Source organism: Rhizobium sp. UBA1881, from assembly GCF_002338015.1.
In the GTDB taxonomy this organism is placed as follows: domain Bacteria; phylum Pseudomonadota; class Alphaproteobacteria; order Rhizobiales; family Rhizobiaceae; genus Rhizobium.
The window spans coordinates 1-17,008 of the sequence record NZ_DDHH01000147.1 but is presented as its reverse complement, the minus strand read 5'-3'; the positions used below and the strand labels follow the sequence as shown (position 1 = coordinate 17,008).

17 protein-coding genes and 1 pseudogene are annotated in these 17,008 nt (G+C 59.4%); 11 read left to right on the top strand and 7 right to left on the bottom strand.

All coding sequences use genetic code 11. The features are described from left to right. On the bottom strand, window positions 1-328 hold a 328-nt coding region (locus B3605_RS17765), incomplete at its 3' end, for a LysR family transcriptional regulator (protein ID WP_414706982.1). Between the two features lie 140 nt (window positions 329-468). On the opposite strand from B3605_RS17765, the gene B3605_RS17760 reads away from it, so the two are divergent. The 5 genes from B3605_RS17760 (at window position 469) to B3605_RS17740 (ending at window position 4,202) form a co-directional block, all read left to right on the top strand. After that, on the top strand, window positions 469-1,044 hold the full coding sequence (locus B3605_RS17760; protein WP_296435342.1) for an isochorismatase family protein: 576 nt from the start codon (window positions 469-471) through the stop codon (window positions 1,042-1,044). A gap of 61 nt (window positions 1,045-1,105) precedes the next feature. Beyond that, complete coding sequence (locus B3605_RS17755) at window positions 1,106-1,855, top strand: pirin family protein (protein WP_296435340.1); 750 nt, start codon at window positions 1,106-1,108, stop codon at window positions 1,853-1,855. Window positions 1,856-2,164: 309 nt separating this feature from the next. Further along, window positions 2,165-3,520 carry a chloride channel protein gene (locus B3605_RS17750; RefSeq protein WP_296435338.1) on the top strand — a complete coding sequence of 452 codons (1,356 nt, stop codon included), beginning with the start codon at window positions 2,165-2,167 and terminating at the stop codon, window positions 3,518-3,520. A gap of 18 nt (window positions 3,521-3,538) precedes the next feature. Continuing rightward, entirely contained in the window at window positions 3,539-3,736 is a 198-nt protein-coding gene (locus tag B3605_RS17745) for a hypothetical protein (protein ID WP_296435337.1), read from the top strand. Between the two features lie 58 nt (window positions 3,737-3,794). Further along, window positions 3,795-4,202, top strand: a complete 408-nt coding sequence (locus B3605_RS17740) for a GFA family protein (protein WP_296435349.1) — start codon at window positions 3,795-3,797, stop codon at window positions 4,200-4,202. Between the two features lie 250 nt (window positions 4,203-4,452). Here B3605_RS17740 and B3605_RS17735 read toward each other — a convergent pair whose 3' ends face one another. The 3 genes from B3605_RS17735 to B3605_RS17725 form a co-directional block, all read right to left on the bottom strand. Beyond that, window positions 4,453-5,709, bottom strand: a complete 1,257-nt coding sequence (locus B3605_RS17735) for an arsenic transporter (RefSeq protein WP_296435336.1) — start codon at window positions 5,707-5,709, stop codon at window positions 4,453-4,455. Window positions 5,710-5,750: 41 nt separating this feature from the next. After that, a complete protein-coding gene (locus B3605_RS17730) occupies window positions 5,751-6,992 on the bottom strand; it encodes an MFS transporter (protein ID WP_296435335.1) in 1,242 nt (413 codons plus the stop codon). A gap of 106 nt (window positions 6,993-7,098) precedes the next feature. Then, complete coding sequence (locus B3605_RS17725; protein WP_296435334.1) at window positions 7,099-7,611, bottom strand: hypothetical protein; 513 nt, start codon at window positions 7,609-7,611, stop codon at window positions 7,099-7,101. A 136-nt stretch (window positions 7,612-7,747) separates the two neighbouring features. Between B3605_RS17725 and B3605_RS17720 the strand changes: the two genes are divergently transcribed. From B3605_RS17720 to B3605_RS17710, 3 genes are all read left to right on the top strand, one after another. Then, a complete protein-coding gene (locus B3605_RS17720) occupies window positions 7,748-8,410 on the top strand; it encodes a response regulator transcription factor (protein ID WP_296435333.1) in 663 nt (220 codons plus the stop codon). Beyond that, a complete protein-coding gene (locus tag B3605_RS17715) occupies window positions 8,407-9,771 on the top strand; it encodes a sensor histidine kinase (protein WP_296435331.1) in 1,365 nt (454 codons plus the stop codon). The genes B3605_RS17720 and B3605_RS17715 overlap by 4 nt, the downstream gene beginning before the upstream one ends. A gap of 102 nt (window positions 9,772-9,873) precedes the next feature. Continuing rightward, window positions 9,874-10,545, top strand: a complete 672-nt coding sequence (locus tag B3605_RS17710; RefSeq protein WP_296435347.1) for a permease — start codon at window positions 9,874-9,876, stop codon at window positions 10,543-10,545. 36 nt (window positions 10,546-10,581) lie between these two features. Here B3605_RS17710 and B3605_RS17705 read toward each other — a convergent pair whose 3' ends face one another. Together B3605_RS17705 and B3605_RS17700 are read right to left on the bottom strand one after the other, a co-directional pair. Next, entirely contained in the window at window positions 10,582-10,950 is a 369-nt protein-coding gene (locus B3605_RS17705) for a response regulator (protein WP_296435330.1), read from the bottom strand. A gap of 35 nt (window positions 10,951-10,985) precedes the next feature. Then, a complete protein-coding gene (locus tag B3605_RS17700; RefSeq protein WP_296435329.1) occupies window positions 10,986-12,425 on the bottom strand; it encodes an ATPase domain-containing protein in 1,440 nt (479 codons plus the stop codon). Window positions 12,426-12,840: 415 nt separating this feature from the next. On the opposite strand from B3605_RS17700, the gene B3605_RS17695 reads away from it, so the two are divergent. Then, entirely contained in the window at window positions 12,841-13,224 is a 384-nt protein-coding gene (locus B3605_RS17695; protein ID WP_296435328.1) for a response regulator, read from the top strand. Window positions 13,225-13,309: 85 nt separating this feature from the next. Further along, on the top strand, window positions 13,310-14,494 hold the full coding sequence (locus B3605_RS17690) for a GAF domain-containing sensor histidine kinase (protein ID WP_296435325.1): 1,185 nt from the start codon (window positions 13,310-13,312) through the stop codon (window positions 14,492-14,494). Between the two features lie 101 nt (window positions 14,495-14,595). On the opposite strand, the gene B3605_RS17685 is transcribed toward B3605_RS17690, so the two are convergent. After that, on the bottom strand, window positions 14,596-16,671 hold the full coding sequence (locus tag B3605_RS17685) for a hybrid sensor histidine kinase/response regulator (protein ID WP_296435324.1): 2,076 nt from the start codon (window positions 16,669-16,671) through the stop codon (window positions 14,596-14,598). A gap of 228 nt (window positions 16,672-16,899) precedes the next feature. Here B3605_RS17685 and B3605_RS17680 point away from each other — a divergent pair. Further along, a pseudogene (locus B3605_RS17680) lies at window positions 16,900-17,008 on the top strand (alpha/beta fold hydrolase); the annotation flags it as partial.

Genomic DNA, 17,008 nt, shown 5'->3' with positions numbered 1-17,008 from the left:
GCGCCGGCGCGAAGTGCCCGGAACCGAAGGACGAAGGAACCGCCACGCGCAATCGTCCCCGCAGCTCCCCGGTCGGCAGCATTTCCTCGCGCGCCACGTCCATTTCCAGGCACATGCGCGCAGCATGCTCGCGGAAGGAAACACCGGCTTCCGTGAGTGATGCACCCCTGGTCGTCCGCGCCAAGAGCTGGACGCCAAGTTCGCTTTCGAGGCGGACGAGGCGACGGCTAACGATTGACTTCGGTAGCCCCAGACGCCGGGCCGCGACGGTAATCCCGCCGCCGTCCGCCACCTCAACGAAAGTCTGCATGTCCTCGAAGCTGATCATTCCTGCGTTCCATTTTTCGTTCTACAGAGTGGCTCATCGTAGAGCTACCGTGCCGTCGATCGCAACGCTAAATTCCAGTCATCGAGCGGATCGAAACGAACTTCACCCCACTGCCGCCGACAAGGAAAAGGAACACGACAATGCATAAGGACGTATTCACCCCAGACAATTCCGCAATGCTGCTGATCGACCATCAGATCGGCACGATGGCCTGGACCCACTCGCACGATATCAACCTGGTCAAGCAGAACGCGCTGAAGCTCGCCCGCATCGCCAAGGCCGCCAACATCCCCACCATCCTGACCTCCAGCATGGAAGACCAGATCCAGGGACCGCTGCTTCCGGAACTCAAGGAAATCCTCCCCGAAGCCTTTGACGCCCGCATCAAGCGTCCCGGCATCGTCAACGCCATGCACCACGACGGCTTCAACCAGGCGGTGAAGGCGACCGGCCGCAAGAAGCTGTTCGTTGCCGGCGTGACCACCGAAATCTGCGTCACCTTCCCGGTCCTGCAGATGCTCGACGAGGGCTACGAGGTGCAGGTCTCGGCGGACGCATCCGCCTCCTACACCAGGTACGGCGACGACCTTGCTCTGCGCCGTATGGAAAAGGCCGGAGCCATCATCACCACGGTCGACCAGATCATCTCCGAACTTGCCGTCGACTGGACGAGCCCGCTCGGTCAGAAGCTGGTCGGCATCCTGAACTATCATTAAGCGCAACAACCGCGCTCGGCGCGGGCGGCAAAGCCCGCGCCCGGATCGAAGGAATTCATCAATGACCATCACCAAGATTCCCGCGGGCCGCGTGCGGGGCGATTTCGGCCAAGGCTTCGGCGTCGAGATCCTCTATCCCGGATTGACGCATACGTCGGATGACAGCGGGATCGGGCCGATTGGCAGGATCGACCGCGCCCAGGTGCAGCCCGGCCATCTCATCGCCATGCACCCGCACAAGGACGACGAGATCCTGACCTACATCCGCGGCGGCGAGATGCTCCACCGCGATACGGTCGGAAACGAGGAGAAGCTCGACAAGACACACTTCATGATGATGAATGCCGGCCACACCTTCCAGCACGAAGAGTTGATGCTCGGGAACAGCCCGGTTCGAGCGCTGCAGATTTTCCTGCGGCCGAACGCTCCCGATCTTGAGCCGATGGTGCAGTTTCATGATTTCGTTGACGCGAACAGTGACAACGACTGGCGATTGATTGCTGGACCGCACGAGGCGCCGCTGACCGTGCGATCCGACGTCCGTGTCTTCGATACCCGCATGACGAGGGGCTCCCGGCTACGCTTGCCTGCCGCGGCCGATCCCGGTACGTCTTTTCTGCTCTATGTCTTCGACGGGGCGATAGATTTCGGCGATGTCACGATCACAACCGGCGAAAGCGCATTTGCGGGTTGGGTTGATGACAAGCCCACAGCCAAGACCGATTCCGATGTCGTCCTATTCGTGTTCGACCCTGAAGCCGAGGTATTTCGTGGCGGCATGTTCAGCGGGAACCAGAAACGCATCGGTTGAACGGGACATGCAGCCATGGATGGCGGCCTGGAGAGCGCTGTTCCATTCCTCCGTGCCATGGTAAAATCGGGTCGAAAAACTGGCAAGAGCCGAAGAAGTTTCCAGATGAGAACCCAGGCTTCCTCGCGCTTGTTTCGACCTCCTGGCCAGCTGTGCACTCATTCCGAATGCGCCGGGTAATTTCTCCAAACGTCCTCCAGAGAGAATGAAAATCATGAGAGAGTTTGGTTTTCCTGTCACCGAGGGGATGATCTTCCGATGCCTTTGGCGTTAGAAGGCTTCATACCTGTGCCACGTATCGAGTCCCTCATGCCCAGCCGTTATCGCTATTCCAAGCTCCTTCGCCGTTCCCGCGTGATCTGGGGATCGTTCTCGCTCTGGAAGCCGAGGATGGTGTTCTGGTGCGGGGCGCTCGCGATTGGCGTGATCAGCGTTGGCTTTGCCAAGCTTGCCGATCTGGCGCAGACGGCATTCGGAAGCCTGACCGCATCGGGCGAATGGTCGCTTCTGCTACCGCTCGTGCTAACGCCAGCCGGATTCGTGCTCTCGGCTTATCTGGCGGTGATGCTGTTTCCGAATTCGGGCGGCAGCGGCATTCCGCAGGCGATTGCCGCCCGGCACCTGCACGATGCGGAAGATCGGACGCGATTGCTGTCGCTGAAGATCGCCTTCGGCAAGATCGTACTGACGGTGCTCGGGCTGTTTTCCGGCGCATCGATCGGTCGCGAGGGGCCAACGGTGCAGGTCGGCGCGTCGATCATGCTCGCCGTCGCCCGCTTCGGCGGCATGGCGCAGGCGCGTGGACTGATCTTGGCGGGTTCGGCGGCAGGTATCGCCGCCGCCTTCAACACGCCGCTCGCCGGTATCGTCTTTGCCATCGAAGAGATGAGCCGAACGTATGAATCGCGCGCCAACGGGCTGGTGCTGACGGCCGTCATCCTCTCCGGTCTGGCTGCACTCGGGCTTTCCGGCAGCTACAATTATTTCGGCATGGCGTCGGCTGCGCCTACCGAGCTTCGTGACTGGGGACTGGTTCTAATCTGCGGCGTCGGCGGCGGTGCTCTGGGTGCCGCTTTCAGCGGTTTTGCTCTGCATTTCGGCCAGAAGATCCGCCGCTGGGCGCAACCGCAGCCGCTGAAACGTATGCTGGCACTCGCGGGATCATGCGGACTGGCAATCGCTATCATCGGCGTCGCATCCGGCGGCACGACCTTCGGCACCGGCTACGAGCAGGCGCGCGGTGCGGTCGAAGGCAACGCCCTGCCGCTGCTCTTCTTCGCCGAGAAGCTTGCGGCCAGCTTCCTGTCGATGTTGTCAGGCATTCCGGGCGGCATCTTCGCGCCGTCTCTTGCCGTCGGCGCCGGTTTCGGCAGCACCGTGGGCTCTCTGCTCGGTACCAGCATCGCGCTGGCGGCAATCCTTGGTATGGCGGGCTATTTCGCAGGCGTCGTCCAAGCGCCGATGACGGCCTTCGTCATCATCCTGGAGATGACCGGCGACCATCAGGCCGTCATCCCGATCATGGCGGTGTCGATGATCGGCTACGTGACCTCGCGCATTCTGTCGCGCGAACCGCTCTATCACGGCCTGTCGCGGGTCTTCATCGCAGCCGCGATCCGGGCGCGCCGTGCCGCGGAGAAGGAACCGGAATTATCTCGAAGCTGACAGAGACGACCCACGGCCATGCGCGACTATCTCACTGACCGGTATTCCACTCGCCGCGAGCATGACGGCTTCTGGACAATCTTCGACTTGTTCACCGGGCTCGCCGCGGAATACCACGGACGTCCGACAATTCAAATGGACGAAAATGGATCGAAGTCCCTGTGCATTGTGATGAATGCAATCGACAAGCAACGGCGGCGACAGATTTCGAAATAGCGCTCGCAGGGCGTTCGGGAGCGATGCGGGCCATATGGAGGATCACACCATGGCGACAATGACGCGAGTAGCAAGTTGCTCCTGCGGCAAACTTTCCATCACGTCCAACGGAGACCCGACCAAGATCTCCGTCTGCCACTGCCGGGAATGCCAGCGACGCACGGGCAGTGCATTCGGGGTGGCGGTCTTCTTCGACAGGGAAAAGGTATCGGCTTCCGGGATCTCGAACAGTTACACAAGGTCGGGCGACAGCGGGAGATCGATCGAGTTCAGGTTCTGTCCCGCCTGCGGGTCGACAGTATTCTGGATGCCGGAGTTCCGTGACGATCTCGTCGCGATCGCATTGGGTTGCTTTGACGAGCCGTCCTCCTTGGTTCCGACGCAAAGCGTCTACGAGGCGAGCCGCTTGGATTGGGTCAGGTTCGACCTCAATAAGCCAGGCCATTCGGATCACATAGGCAATTAATCATCCGACACCAACACACTGCCTCTGACAGAAATACAAATTCAAATTCCGGCAAAATCGCATGGCCATGCTTGCGTCTTCAGAATCATATGGCAGCGAAACCGTTATGTCGCCTCCTGGCCGGAAAAGGCCTGATCAGCTGTCGCGCGGCAAACGCGCTCATGCTTTTGCCGATGTTGTTTGTCTTGAGCTCGTCACTTCAGGGTTTGCCGATCATCAGACGCGTCTCGTTTCGGCCTAGGGCCGCGCGCTAGGAGATTCCAAGAACCGTCAACGATATGAACAGTGCAGGGAACATTATCATCGCACCAAGCTTCAAAAACGCCCATGCGCCAAATTGCAAGCCCTCACGACGCAGCGCCGTCAGCCACAGGATCGTGGCCAGCGACCCGGTGACGGACAGGTTGGGGCCGAGGTCGACACCGATCAATACCGCCCCGGCGATCTTGTCGGAAACCTGCGCCAACGCGACGGAGCTCCCGGCGACAAGCCCTGCTGGCAGGTTGTTGACGAGATTGGAGGCCAGCGCCACCACCGTACCCGCTACGGCGGCGGTCTGCGCGGGATAGTTCGACGCCCCATCGGCAAGATGGCGCGCCAGTTCGTCAATCAATCCCGTCCGGTTCAGGGCCTCGACAACGACGAACAGACCCGCAACCAGTGGAAGCACACTCCAGGACACACCTTTGAGCGTCTTGACCGGACTTCCCCGTGCGATCAGCAGGACTGCGACGGTCGCAAGGCAACCGGCCACGAACGTCGGGAGCCCAAGGTCGAAATGCAAAGCTGACGCCCCGACCAGGAGGACCGCCGTACCGCACAGTGCAATACCCGTTAGCCTGCCACTGAACGACAGTGGCGCTCTTTGCACGTCCGACGCAACGCTGTCCGCCGCGATGGCCGACCGCTGGGTCCAATACAGTGCCGCGAAGGTCACCAGGATCGAGACGATTGACGGTAGCCCGAACGTTGAGAGCCATCGCCACAGTGGCGGCATCGTTCCGCCGCCAAAAATCACCAGATTGGCGGGGTTGGAGATTGGCAGGACAAAGCTCGCGGCGTTGGCGATGAAAGCGCAGATGAGGAGATAGGGCATCGGGTTCCTCACCTCCGCCGTCCGGCACGCTGCATAGACGGCGGGTGTCAGAACGACAGCCGTCGCGTCATTCGACAGGAAAACGGTGACGGCGATGCCGACCGCGTAGATCAGGACGAACAAGCGTTTAGGTGATCCTTTGGCATGGCTCGTGGCGATCGAGGCCAGCCAGTCGAACAGTCCTTCCCGGCGTGCGAGTTCCGACAGCAGCATCATGCCGATGAGGAACAAGTAGACATCGAGCCCTTTTGCGGCGCCAGTCCAGGCGTCGGACGGGCTGATGAGGCCAAAGGCGATGAGCATCAGCGCACCGAGGACAGCCCATATCGCTTCCGGCCAGGCGAAGGGCTTGGTGATGACCCCAAGCGCGGTGAGCCCGGCAATGCCCCAGGTGATCGTCAATGCGTTCATAGCGTCTCCAAACGAGATAATTTAAAGGGTGTAGACATTCGTCAACGATTGTTCGCCGTATCGGTATTGCTCTCTTGTGGCGGGGCAATGCTTTTGCGACCGGCAACGAAGGCAGCAACGGCAAGCACAGCAACGCCGCCATGCGCCCAGTAGGCGAGCGCATATCCGCCGAAATCGGTGAGCCAGCCCGCCACGATATTGCTGAGCGACGCGCCGATCCCCTGCACGGTCATGACCGCGGCCAGACCGACGTTGAACCGGCCTGTCCCCGACAGGATCCGCTCTGCGGCGATCGGGGTGGCAATGCCGATCAGGCCGGCCCCGATGCCATCGAGAATCTGGACCGGAAAGATCACCGCGAAACTGCTGAACGAGCCGGCGATCGCGCCACGGAGCGGCAAGGCGAGCAAAGCAATCATGAAAACGGTCGCCAGTCCAAATCGGCGGATGAGCAAGGGCGCAGCCAGTGCCATCGCGATCATGGACAGCTGCGAAACGCCCGTGGTTACGGCGGTGGTGCGGAACGGCGTACCGAGCTGTATCGAAAAATCCTGGGCAATGAGGCGGCTGATCGGCGCATTGCCGAAATGGAAGATCATCAGCGTCACGGCCAGAAGTATCAAACCCCTGTTGCTTACCAGTAGGGAATAACCTGACGGTCCGGGCGCTCCGTCGTCACGCGCCAGGCCTCTGGCCGTGTCGTGATTGATCTTGCTCGGGTCGATTGCAAGCACGGCGACGACCGCAGCGATTGCGGTGATGACCATGAGCCCGATCACGCCGTTGAGGCCGAACGCCACCGTCGCCGCGTAGATGCCGGCAAGCGAAACGACATTGCCAAAATGATTCCAGAATTCGTTTCTGGACACCTGACGCGAAAACCGTCGTTCTCCGACGAGGCCAAGCGTCAACCCCATCAGTGCCGGTCCGACAACAGCGCCGACGATCGCCGTGGCAGACTGGCCGCCGAAGACCGACGCGTTTCCAGGGCTCGCCAATGTCCATAATGCTGCGGCCGTGACCAGGATCACCGGGATGACGATCAACATGCGTTTGCGGTGGGATGCGTCTACCCACGCCCCAAACAGGGGGGTGGCGATCATCCCGAGCACGCCGCCCAGCGTGGCAATGATCCCCAACGTCATGGGCGACCAGCCGTGTGTCGCCAGAAACCCGTCAAGGAACGGGCCTAGGCCGTCGCGGGCATCGGCAAGGAAAAAGTTGAGAAAAGCAAGCGCCACCAACGATCGATCGGTGAGGCCCGTTTGTGAGGGGGACTGCATGCGGGCCTCGCCTTATCGCGTCTGTTCTGGGAAATTGCCGCCGGAAACGGCGCGAGCGCAGTCAAAGTTCCAAGGAGCTAGGGACGGTCAACGCTCAAGCCGATCTTCACGGCTTCACATGCCGCAGCATGTCTTCCAGGGGGCCTCGATGGGGAGGTCCGCCGGCCGGCCCGAGCGCTTCGATGCTGCCGTCCTGACGAACAAGGTAGCTCGCATGCAGGAAACCGTTTTCGAAACGCCCTTGGACGCTGATGGCGTCGTTGACTTTCACAAGCTTGCCATTGTCACCGGACGGTCCTGTTTCAACAAGTGCTCGTCCACTGTCATCCTGGACGATGAACTTGTTGCCGAAGACCTCTGCAACCTTTCCCTTCACTGTGACCAGGCTCCAGTCCTGGATCGCAGAAATAGCGACCGGCGTCATCGGCGCAAGCTCGAGGCTCGGCCTTGCCAATCGCATCCCGCCGGCGCCTGCCGCCGCTCCGAGGGCGAGGATTGCGAAGGCCGTGATGCCAAATGCCGCAAGATGCCGGGATCTGCGTTTATGCGGCGGCAACGGCCGCTGCGGCTTGCCATCGTCGTGGTGATCGGCAGGCGTGTTGTGGTCTGAATTGGACATTTTGATCTCCTGTTTCTGTATGACGGGAGAGTTTTATCAGCGTATCGCCCTCGGCAGTCTGAACCTTGCGGTTCAGCTTGAGTTAAGCGTTGCTGTCTTAGGACAACGGATTGTTTCGAGCTAAATTGGACCGAACATGCGCGTGCTTCTGGTCGAAGACGACACCGATCTTTCCAAACGCATTGCCGCCAGCCTGAGGGCTGAAAGCTTTGTCGTCGATATCGCTCATAACGGCGAAGATGCGGAGCATGCGGGTTTGACGGAACTCTACGACGTCGCGGTCATTGATCTCGGCCTGCCGAAGATCGACGGCGTCTCCGTGTTGAAGTCGTGGCGGGCGGCCGAGCGCACCTTCCCTGTTTTGATCCTGACAGCTCGCGACGGATGGCCGGACAAGGTCGAAAGCTTCAAGGCCGGCGCTGACGACTTCCTGACCAAGCCGTTCAAAGTCGAAGAGCTGGTGCTGCGGCTGCGTGCATTGGTGCGCCGCGCGACCGGGCATGCGACCTCGAAAATCACCTGCGGTCCGCTGGCATTCGATGCCCAGCTCGGTACGTTCGAGCATGATGGCCTGCCGTTGAAACTGACGGCATTGGAATGGCGTGTCCTGTCCTGCCTGATCCTTCGCAAGGAAATCGTCGTCGATCGGCGGGAATTGATCGAGCGCGTCTACGAAGGCGATGCAGAGGTCGATTCCAATTCCATCGAAGTCATTGTCGGGCGGCTGCGCCGGAAGATTGGACCGGAGCTGATCCAAACAGTCCGTGGCCGCGGCTATATGTTGACGGCTGCGGCATGAGACGTTTGTTTCGCTTCCGGCGCTCATCGATCGCTCGTCGCCTGGCCGGGTTCTCCGTTATTTTCGTGACGGCGACGGTCGTCGTCGCTTCCCTTATTCTTTACCTCATCGTCGCCGGCGTGGTTCGCGAGCAAATCGATCAGCGGCTCGATACCCAGATCGACGGATTGCGCAGCGCTCTGACCATCAACGCAGCCGGCGACGTCGTCCTTTCGACGGCATTGGACGGGCCACCATTCGACCGCCGGGGTTCTGGATGGTATTGGCAAGTCTCCGGCGAACAGGTCCACCTCACCTCGCGGTCACTTGCCGGCGAGCCCATCGCCAGCCCGCCCCGCCCGTTCGATTGGCGCCACATTTTGAGCGGCACGCCGCAGCCGGCCGAGCGCGCTGGCCTCGGCGGAGAGACACTTTACCTGCGCGTGGCCGAGGCGGCGGTGGCGAACAAGACGGTGGAGATCATCGTTTCAGCGCCACAGTCGGCACTGAGCGCCCCGGCCCGGCGGGCATTATTGTGGTTGGTACCGGCGATGGTCCTCTTGGGAATTGTCCTGGTCGGCGGCATTTTCTTGCAGGTCCGCTATGGTCTCCGGCCGCTGCGGCAGCTGACCTTCGACGTTTCGTCGATTTCGGCGGGAAACCTGCAGCGGCTGCCGGACAGCGATGTCGACGATCTGCGCCCCGTCTCCGGTGAGATCAACCGCCTGGTCGATCAGAACGTCCAGCGGCTGGCCGAAACGCGGCTGCATTTTGCAAACCTCGCACACGGGTTGAAGACACCTGTTGCAAACCTTTTGCTGGCACTCAATTCCATCAACGATCCCGACAACGAGATGCGGGGGCTGGTGGAGAGAATCGACCAGCGCATACGCCATCATCTCGCCCGCGCGAGGAAGACGGCCGCCGGCGGCACAGGTGTTGCGACATTGCTCAAGCCACGCGTTGACGATCTCGTGCTCGTCATGTCGCGCATCTACGCCGAAAAGGAAATCACCGTCGAATGCAATATCGACCCTGAGTTGGCGGTTGCGTGCGCGGCGGAAGACTTTGACGAGATCCTCGGCAATCTTATCGACAACGCCTTCAAATGGGCGGGGCAGAAGGTCGGGATCGATGCGCGTAGCGATGGGGCGATGATCGTTATGACCATTGAGGACGATGGCCCCGGCATGGCGGAAGCGGCGATCGTTGAAGCGTTCCGACCGGGCGTCAGACTGGACGAGACCGTGCCAGGCGACGGGTTCGGATTGACGATCGCCAGCGAGCTCGTCCAACTCTACGGCGGTACGATCACTCTGCGAAATATCGATCCTGTCGGATTGCGCCAGTCGGTCGCGATGCCGAAAGCCGTCGCTTCGTAACGAAACGCTGCGGCACGCATCGTTGCGTGACGAAAGTACCCGGCCCTGTTATTCAAAGCATCCACGCAACAAAGCCATAAGCAGGAGGCGGATTTGGACTTCATGAAACTCTTGAAGTCGCTTGAAGAACTGCTGTTCGAGCTTGTGTCGTGGCTGCTGTTCTATCCCCTGACGGTCTGGCGCTCGGTGACACGGCCTTTAAGCATGATGCGCTACGCCGACCTCGAGCTTGGTGATCGGCTGGAGGATCAGTACGACGACACCATCAGCCCCCCGCTGTTCCTGCTCTTGACCCTGCTCCTCTCCCAGGGGCTTTCCGCTGCCTTTCCATCCGTCTATGACACGGCTGCAGCCGCCAAGGAGCTCGGATCGGGATCCAACCTGCTGATTGCGCGCGGTGTCGTGTTTGGTATCTATCCGCTCTCAATGGCTGTAACGCTGTTGAGATGGAAGTCGGTGAGGATCACCCGGAACTCGCTGCGCCCACCTTTCTTCAGCCAGTGTTATGTCGCCGCACCGTTTGCATTCGTCCTTGGCCTGGCATTCGACTTTATCTTCATGCCGCAGGAGAAGGGCCTTTTAATCGGCCTCATATCGATGGCCATCGCCACGGTCTGGTATGCTCAGGCACAAGTTCGCTGGTTCAAGCTCGACCTGGATATGCCTGTGTCCAAGGCGACAGCAGCCTTTGTTGGAGCGTTTGCTGTCGCAACCGTCACAGCATTCATTCTGGCGGTCGCGATCGGGATAGAAGCGAACAATCTCTCGCCTTGACCGGCGACCGACTTCAGACAGCGCACCGCGCATCATCTAGTCCCGCCGTTTCGCCAGCAACTCCTCGATTGTCTCTAGCAGTCGTTCCAAGACATACGGCTTGTCGAAAACCGCATCGAACATGGTCGGGTGAGCCCTACCGATTGACGCTTGGGCTCCGCTGACCAGGACGATTGGTATATGGCTCTTCGTGTCATCGTTTCGCACGGCTTGTGCGAATTCCAGCCCGGTCATAGCCGGCATCATAAAATCCGTCACGATCAAGTCGGTATCGTGCTTTCGCACCAGATCGAGTGCGGCAAGTCCATTCGGCGCCGCGATGGCATGGTGACCCGCATCCTCCAGGAACGCGACGAGCATGTCCGCCAAAAGGAACTCGTCCTCGGCGATTACGATCACCGCCATGTTGTTGAGTCCCGATGCGAATACCTCACGGCCGGTCAGTTCTCCAGGGGCTTGGCGATACCCGTCGCGGCTCCTGCGACCGGCTGAAGCGGTAACGCGACTTTAAGGCCCTGGTTCCCGATCGAGACTTCGTGAATCACAGGTTCGAATTCCCCGTCCCGCAGCTTCAAAACGGATATAACGCGCTTGATGCGCGATTCCAGTTCCACATGGCGCAACATGATCAGATTATCGACGACACTGGAGATCTCCGGCCCGGGTGCGGCGACAGTCGGCCCGAACATATCGCGAAGCTCCCAGGTCGCGACGGTCGTTGTTCCCAGGGCGCGCAGTTCGTTGGTCAATGCCGCGAAGAACTCGACAAGCCTCGGCCGATGGACCGCAGCGCGTTCGAAACCACCTAGCCCGTCGATGAACAGCCGCTTGATGTTGCGCTCTCGAACCCGTCGCAGGAGCGTATGGGCAAGCTTGTCCAGGAGATTTTCGGTCAACGGTTGCCATAGAACGTCGAGTTGACCGGACGCGTTCATCGTCTCGAGGTCAAACCCAAGCGCGTGGGCTTTTGCGAACAGACGAACGGGCGTTTCGTAAAAGCCGAAATGAAGGGCACGCTCAGTTTCAGTGGCTTTTGCGAGAAAATTGATGCCGAAGGACGTCTTGCCGCTGCCCGACGGGCCAAACAGCATCGTAACGGAGCGGCTCGGAAGCCCACCCCCCAAGAGTCGATCGAGATCTTCAATTCCCGATTCAATCCGCTTAAAATCAACTGCGTCGTCGTGGGTGCTGCCCGCGATCGCTTCCAGACGCGGAAAGGTCGAAATACCTTTCGCTGTTATCTCGAATTGATGAAACCCACCAATCGCGGAGCTGCCGCGAGATTTCTTCACCTGAAGGCGACGGACCGACCGGACGCCCGCGAGCTCGTCATGCAGCTCGATGACGCCATCGACCATCGTATGTTCGGGACTGTCCTCGGTCACGCGTGCGCTGGTGAGGAAAAGAACGGTGCAGCCGACAAATGCGGCCTGGCTTTGGACCTCCGCGACGAAGGTTTTGACGTCCAGGTCCGACTGTACTCGGTCGCGGGCATTTAAAAGGCCATCAAAAACCAGCAACGTGGCCTTGTGGCGCTGGGTTTCCTTGCGGAGGAGTTGCACGACGGCGCTCAAGCCCTCATCGCGCAAGGTCTGGAATACGCTCATATAGGAAATGTCGCGCCCGAGCCGCGATCGATCGAAGAAATCGAACGAGCTCAAGGACTGAAAGAGTCGGTCGTGAGTCTCGGCGAGCAGCGTGATGTAAAGGACCTTGCGACCCTCAACGATGTTGGAGAACGCAATCTGGTTGGCGAAAATTGTCTTGCCCGCGCCGGGCTGCCCCTGAATTATATAGGAAGCACCTTCAACGAAGCCACCTCCCAAAATTTTGTCCAGTCCGGCGATCCCGGATCGAAGTCGTGGAAGAAGCGTGCTCACCTGTGGTCCTCGTCTGTTCTGGCGCACCATAATTAAGCAGTGTTCATTTGCAAAAGAAAAAGTGCTGTGAGCGGACGGTCAGGTGCGATCGAGTTCACCGGCACGGCGAAGCCCAGAATCACGAGTTACCTTCGCTCTGAAGCTCCACACGGCGGCGGATCGACCGTATGGAATGAGGGCGTCATCGTCCACCAGGCGGCCTTAGGACGCCAAATCATCGCGTTGCGTGTGACGACGTCAGCGTGCTCGTTCTCTCGAGCAAAATCAGAAAAATGTTCGACAGCGATTAAGTGGGAGCGAGGTCCGCGCCGGAAAGTGCACGCGTGGTCCCTCTGCCTCCTTTCGATATTGGCCTTCGCGCCGTGACAGAACGAGTGGTCTTCGGAACGGATTAACCTCCGGCGGGTTGTAGTCCATGGATAAGCAAACATTCGCTGGATTACCTCACCCGATCGCTCTCGTCGTCGATGATGAGCCGCACATACTGATGGATACGGCGGATATGGTGAGCGAGGCGGGCTATCACGTCATCGAGGCCCGCACCGCCGACGAGGCCCTCGCGTTCCTGAAACAGCACAACACCTTGAAGCTGATTGTGACGGATGTGCAGATGCCCGGGCGCCTCAACGGGATTGAGTTGGCCAATTACATCGGCGAGCACTGGCCAGATATCTCGATCATCGTAGCCTCCGGCGCTGTCGTTCCCGAAGAAGGTGCTCTTCCGACACACGCTCGTTTTCTGAATAAACCGATCAATCAAGAACTTGTTTTGACGACGATCAGAGAATTGTGCGATTGAAATTGGTGATATCAGGTTTCGGATAGCCAGCGGCTCCCTGTCCGTTTCGAAATTGCCAGCGAACCGTCGAGACCGGACAAGACTGTTGCCGCACGAATTTCAAGCTGAAATCGACGCCATCGCGGATATTCCCGCGGTATCTTCGGTCTTTGACGTCATCCGCCAGGCGACGGGCATGGGTTTTGTGGCCATCGCTCGTGTGACCGAGGGACGTTGGGTCGCCTGCGAGGTTCTCGACAACATCGATTTCGGCCTAAAGCCAGGTGGCGAACTTCAGGTCGAAACCACCATCTGCCACGAGATCCGTCAAAACCATGAGCCGGTCGCCATCGACCATGTCGATAAGAGCGATATCTGGATTGGGCACCATACGCCGCTCCAATACGGCTTCCAGAGTTATATCTCCGTTCCCATTACCTTGAGTGACGGCACGTTCTTCGGGACGTTGTGTGCAATCGATCCGCGCCCGGCGCAGGTCAACAATTCCAAAATCCTGACGATGTTCAGGTTGTTCGCAGAACTGATTGCAAATCATCTGGATGCGCGCAATCGGCTCGTTGCCTCTGAAGAGCGGCTCCAGGAAGAGATTGAGGTCGCGGAAATCCGCGAACAGTTCATTGCCGTGCTCGGGCATGACTTGCGCAATCCACTTGCCTCGATCGGAGCCGGTGCGCGGCTTCTTTCCAAGTCCACAATGGATGATCGCGCCAGAACAGTGGTCGCGATGATGCTGAAGAGCGTTGATCGAATGGGGAACCTGGTCGATAACGTCATGGACTTTGCCCGCGGCCGCCTCGGCGGCGGCATCACCCTTCAGCTGTCGAATGAGCCACTCCAGCCGGCCCTTGAACAGGTTGTGGGAGAACTACGGAGCGTCTGGACAGAACGAGAGATCGTTACTCATTTTGCGCTTGAGCGAACGCTGTCGGTCGACCACAAACGGATTGCACAGCTCTTCTCCAACCTGCTTGGCAACGCTCTGACCCATGGGTCTGCCGATCGTCCTGTGCTCGTCATCGCGGCCACATCGGACACCGGGCTGGAGCTTTCGGTATCCAATGGCGGCAAACCAATACCGGATAGCGCACTGGAGAAGCTGTTCCAGCCGTTCAGCCGGCATCACGGTCAGGAACGCACCGAAGGTCTGGGCCTTGGACTTTACATCGCCTCCAGGATCGCCGAAGCGCATGGCGGCCGGATCGATGTTGTCTCCACCCCGCAAGAGACGCGATTTACCCTGCGAATTCCAATGGCGCTCCTACCGGAGTGAAGATGCCTGCCGACGAGTCGCCGGCACTAGGTCAATGCCGGACTTGAACTCTTGCGTGCAGGTTTGGACGGATGGCTGTTAGACCGAGATGAACGCCTCCGTCAGTTCTGAGAAATCATCTCCCGCACGCGGGCGGCTAAGACCTCCACCGGGAACGGCTTGCTCATGACGGACATTCCTTGATCGAGGTGACCATCGCGGACAGTCGAACTCTCCGCGTATCCGGTTATGAAGAGTACTTTGAGATCCGGGCGTGACTGGCGTGCAGCATCCGCCATCTGCCGGCCATTCATACCTCCCGGAAGACCGACGTCACTGACGAGGAGGTCAATCCTGACGTCCGATTGCAGTATCTTCATGCCAGCAACGCTATCACCCGCTTCAATGACCGTGTAATCGAGTTCATGCAGGATATCCGAGATCAGCATTCGTACTGTCGGCTCGTCATCGACCACCAGAATGGTTTCGCCCTGCTCAGAGCGAGTAAGCACTCGCTGCTCGGCCTGTTCGTCGTTCACAATACCATCCATCACATGTCGGGGCAGATATATGCAGACGGTCGTGCCCTGTCCTTCTTCTGATGAGATCGTCACCTGTCCGCCGGACTGCTTTGCGAAGCCATAGATCATCGATAGGCCGAGCCCAGTTCCCTCGCCGAGCGGCTTGGTTGTGAAGAACGGCTCGAAAACCTTCTCGCGGATGTCTTCGGGGATACCCGTACCGCTGTCGCCCACGCAGATCAGGAGATATTCACCCTTGGGCAAGTCATGCGCCGAAGCCTCAGCCTGATCCAGGACGACGTTATCCGTGTTGATGGTAATTCGTCCACCATTCGGCATGGCGTCACGGGCGTTGATGCACAGGTTGAGAAGCGCGTTTTCCAGCTGAGATGAGTCCACCAGTGCCGGCCAAAGGCCGGCCGTCCCGATCACATCGAGCTCGATGGACGGGCCAACAGTGCGACGGATCAAATCCTCCAGTTCGTTGATCAGCTGATTGACACTGGTCGGCTTCGGATCGAGCGTCTGGCGGCGCGAGAAGGCCAGCAGTCGGTGCGTCAATGCGGCGGCCCTCTGAACGGCACCCTGGGCTGCCGATAGATATCGTTCGACATCTGCCGTGCGACCTTGGGTCAAGCGGCGCGTCACGAGTTGTAGGCTTCCGGATATGCCGGCAAGCAGGTTGTTGAAGTCGTGAGCAAGGCCGCCGGTCAACTGGCCCACGGCCTCCATTTTTTGTGCTTGGCGCAACGCTTCCTCCGCCTTGAGGAGTTCTGCTGTGCGCTCGGCAACCCGATGCTCCAGGTCGTCGTTCAAAACCTGCAGCATGGCGATCGCCCGGTCGCGCTCCGCTTCGACGGCACGGCGATCGTCGACATCGATGAGCACACCGGGAAAACGAAACGGCTTCCCATCGGCATCGCAATCGACACGACCGTTCGCTTCGATCCAGTAGTAATTGCCGTCTTGACGCCGAACGCGATATTGGTGGGCGTAATGCCCTCGCTGTTCGATTGCATCATTGATGGCGGCGACGAGCCCATCGCGATCTTCCGGGTGAACCGTGGAAATGATTTGGTCCAGGGGAACCCCGCTGTGACCCAATGCCGGATCGAGACCAAAACTTTCCGCGAAGGCCGCATCGATGGTGAACTGGTCCGTCAAAATATCCCAGACCCAGGTGCCGATGATCGCCCCGGCGCTCAGCGCCAGTTGGACACGCTCGGCGTTGACGCGGTCGCGTGACTGCGCAGCGAGTAACTCTGTCGTCTCGTATGCGACATCCAGAAATCCCTTGATGGTGTCTCCGTCGCGCAGGGGGCTGTAAGAAAATGTCCAATAGGTATCTTCCGGATAGCCCTTGCGGGTCATCACCAGGTGAAGGTTTTCCAGATAAACGGTTTCGCCAGCCATCGCCCGCGCAATCAACGGCTCGATGTCCTGCCAAACTTCCGGCCAGACTTGGTCGATAGGTTGCCCCAATGCCCATGGATGCCGATCTCCGAGGAAGGGCGCATAAGCCTCGTTGTAGATGAAGGTTTTTTCCGGTCCCCAGGTCGCACACATGCCAAAGCTGGTGGAAGACATGATGTCGTAGGTCGTGCGCAACGCTGACGACCATGTTTCTTTTGGACCCAATGGCGTACTCGCCCAGTCGAAGCCTTCCCAGTAGTTCAAACGCTGCTCCTGTCTGACGCGCCACATGGTCCCATGCCATAGTTCAGCATAGATGGTGTAGCGGGAAAGCTTTGAAAGTACTTAAGCCGTTGGCCGCGAAATCCGAGACAACATCGCATCCGTGTCGGGCCACCGGACTATTCGTTTTGTGCAGCATGGGCGCGCTTCTTGCGTGGAACACCCGCCCTGCTGACGTGTTTACTCCCCGTCACGCAAGAGGAGATACCGATGGCATTCGTTGAGGCGAAAGATGGAACGCGACTGCATGTAAAGGACATGGGAAAAGGCCGCCCGGTGGTTCTTATCCATGGATGGCCACTGACCGGCGACATGTTCG

Excerpts from the sequence above, each read along its gene's own strand:
- B3605_RS17760 (WP_296435342.1), top strand. The coding sequence starts at position 469 with ATGCATAAGGACGTATTCACCCCAGACAATTCCGCAATGCTGCTGATC.
- B3605_RS17755 (WP_296435340.1), top strand. The coding sequence starts at position 1,106 with ATGACCATCACCAAGATTCCCGCGGGCCGCGTGCGGGGCGATTTCGGC.
- B3605_RS17750 (WP_296435338.1), top strand. The coding sequence starts at position 2,165 with ATGCCCAGCCGTTATCGCTATTCCAAGCTCCTTCGCCGTTCCCGCGTG.
- B3605_RS17745 (WP_296435337.1), top strand. The coding sequence starts at position 3,539 with ATGCGCGACTATCTCACTGACCGGTATTCCACTCGCCGCGAGCATGAC.
- B3605_RS17740 (WP_296435349.1), top strand. The coding sequence starts at position 3,795 with ATGACGCGAGTAGCAAGTTGCTCCTGCGGCAAACTTTCCATCACGTCC.
- B3605_RS17735 (WP_296435336.1), bottom strand. The coding sequence starts at position 5,709 with ATGAACGCATTGACGATCACCTGGGGCATTGCCGGGCTCACCGCGCTT.
- B3605_RS17730 (WP_296435335.1), bottom strand. The coding sequence starts at position 6,992 with ATGCAGTCCCCCTCACAAACGGGCCTCACCGATCGATCGTTGGTGGCG.
- B3605_RS17725 (WP_296435334.1), bottom strand. The coding sequence starts at position 7,611 with ATGTCCAATTCAGACCACAACACGCCTGCCGATCACCACGACGATGGC.
- B3605_RS17720 (WP_296435333.1), top strand. The coding sequence starts at position 7,748 with ATGCGCGTGCTTCTGGTCGAAGACGACACCGATCTTTCCAAACGCATT.
- B3605_RS17715 (WP_296435331.1), top strand. The coding sequence starts at position 8,407 with ATGAGACGTTTGTTTCGCTTCCGGCGCTCATCGATCGCTCGTCGCCTG.
- B3605_RS17710 (WP_296435347.1), top strand. The coding sequence starts at position 9,874 with ATGAAACTCTTGAAGTCGCTTGAAGAACTGCTGTTCGAGCTTGTGTCG.
- B3605_RS17705 (WP_296435330.1), bottom strand. The coding sequence starts at position 10,950 with ATGGCGGTGATCGTAATCGCCGAGGACGAGTTCCTTTTGGCGGACATG.
- B3605_RS17695 (WP_296435328.1), top strand. The coding sequence starts at position 12,841 with ATGGATAAGCAAACATTCGCTGGATTACCTCACCCGATCGCTCTCGTC.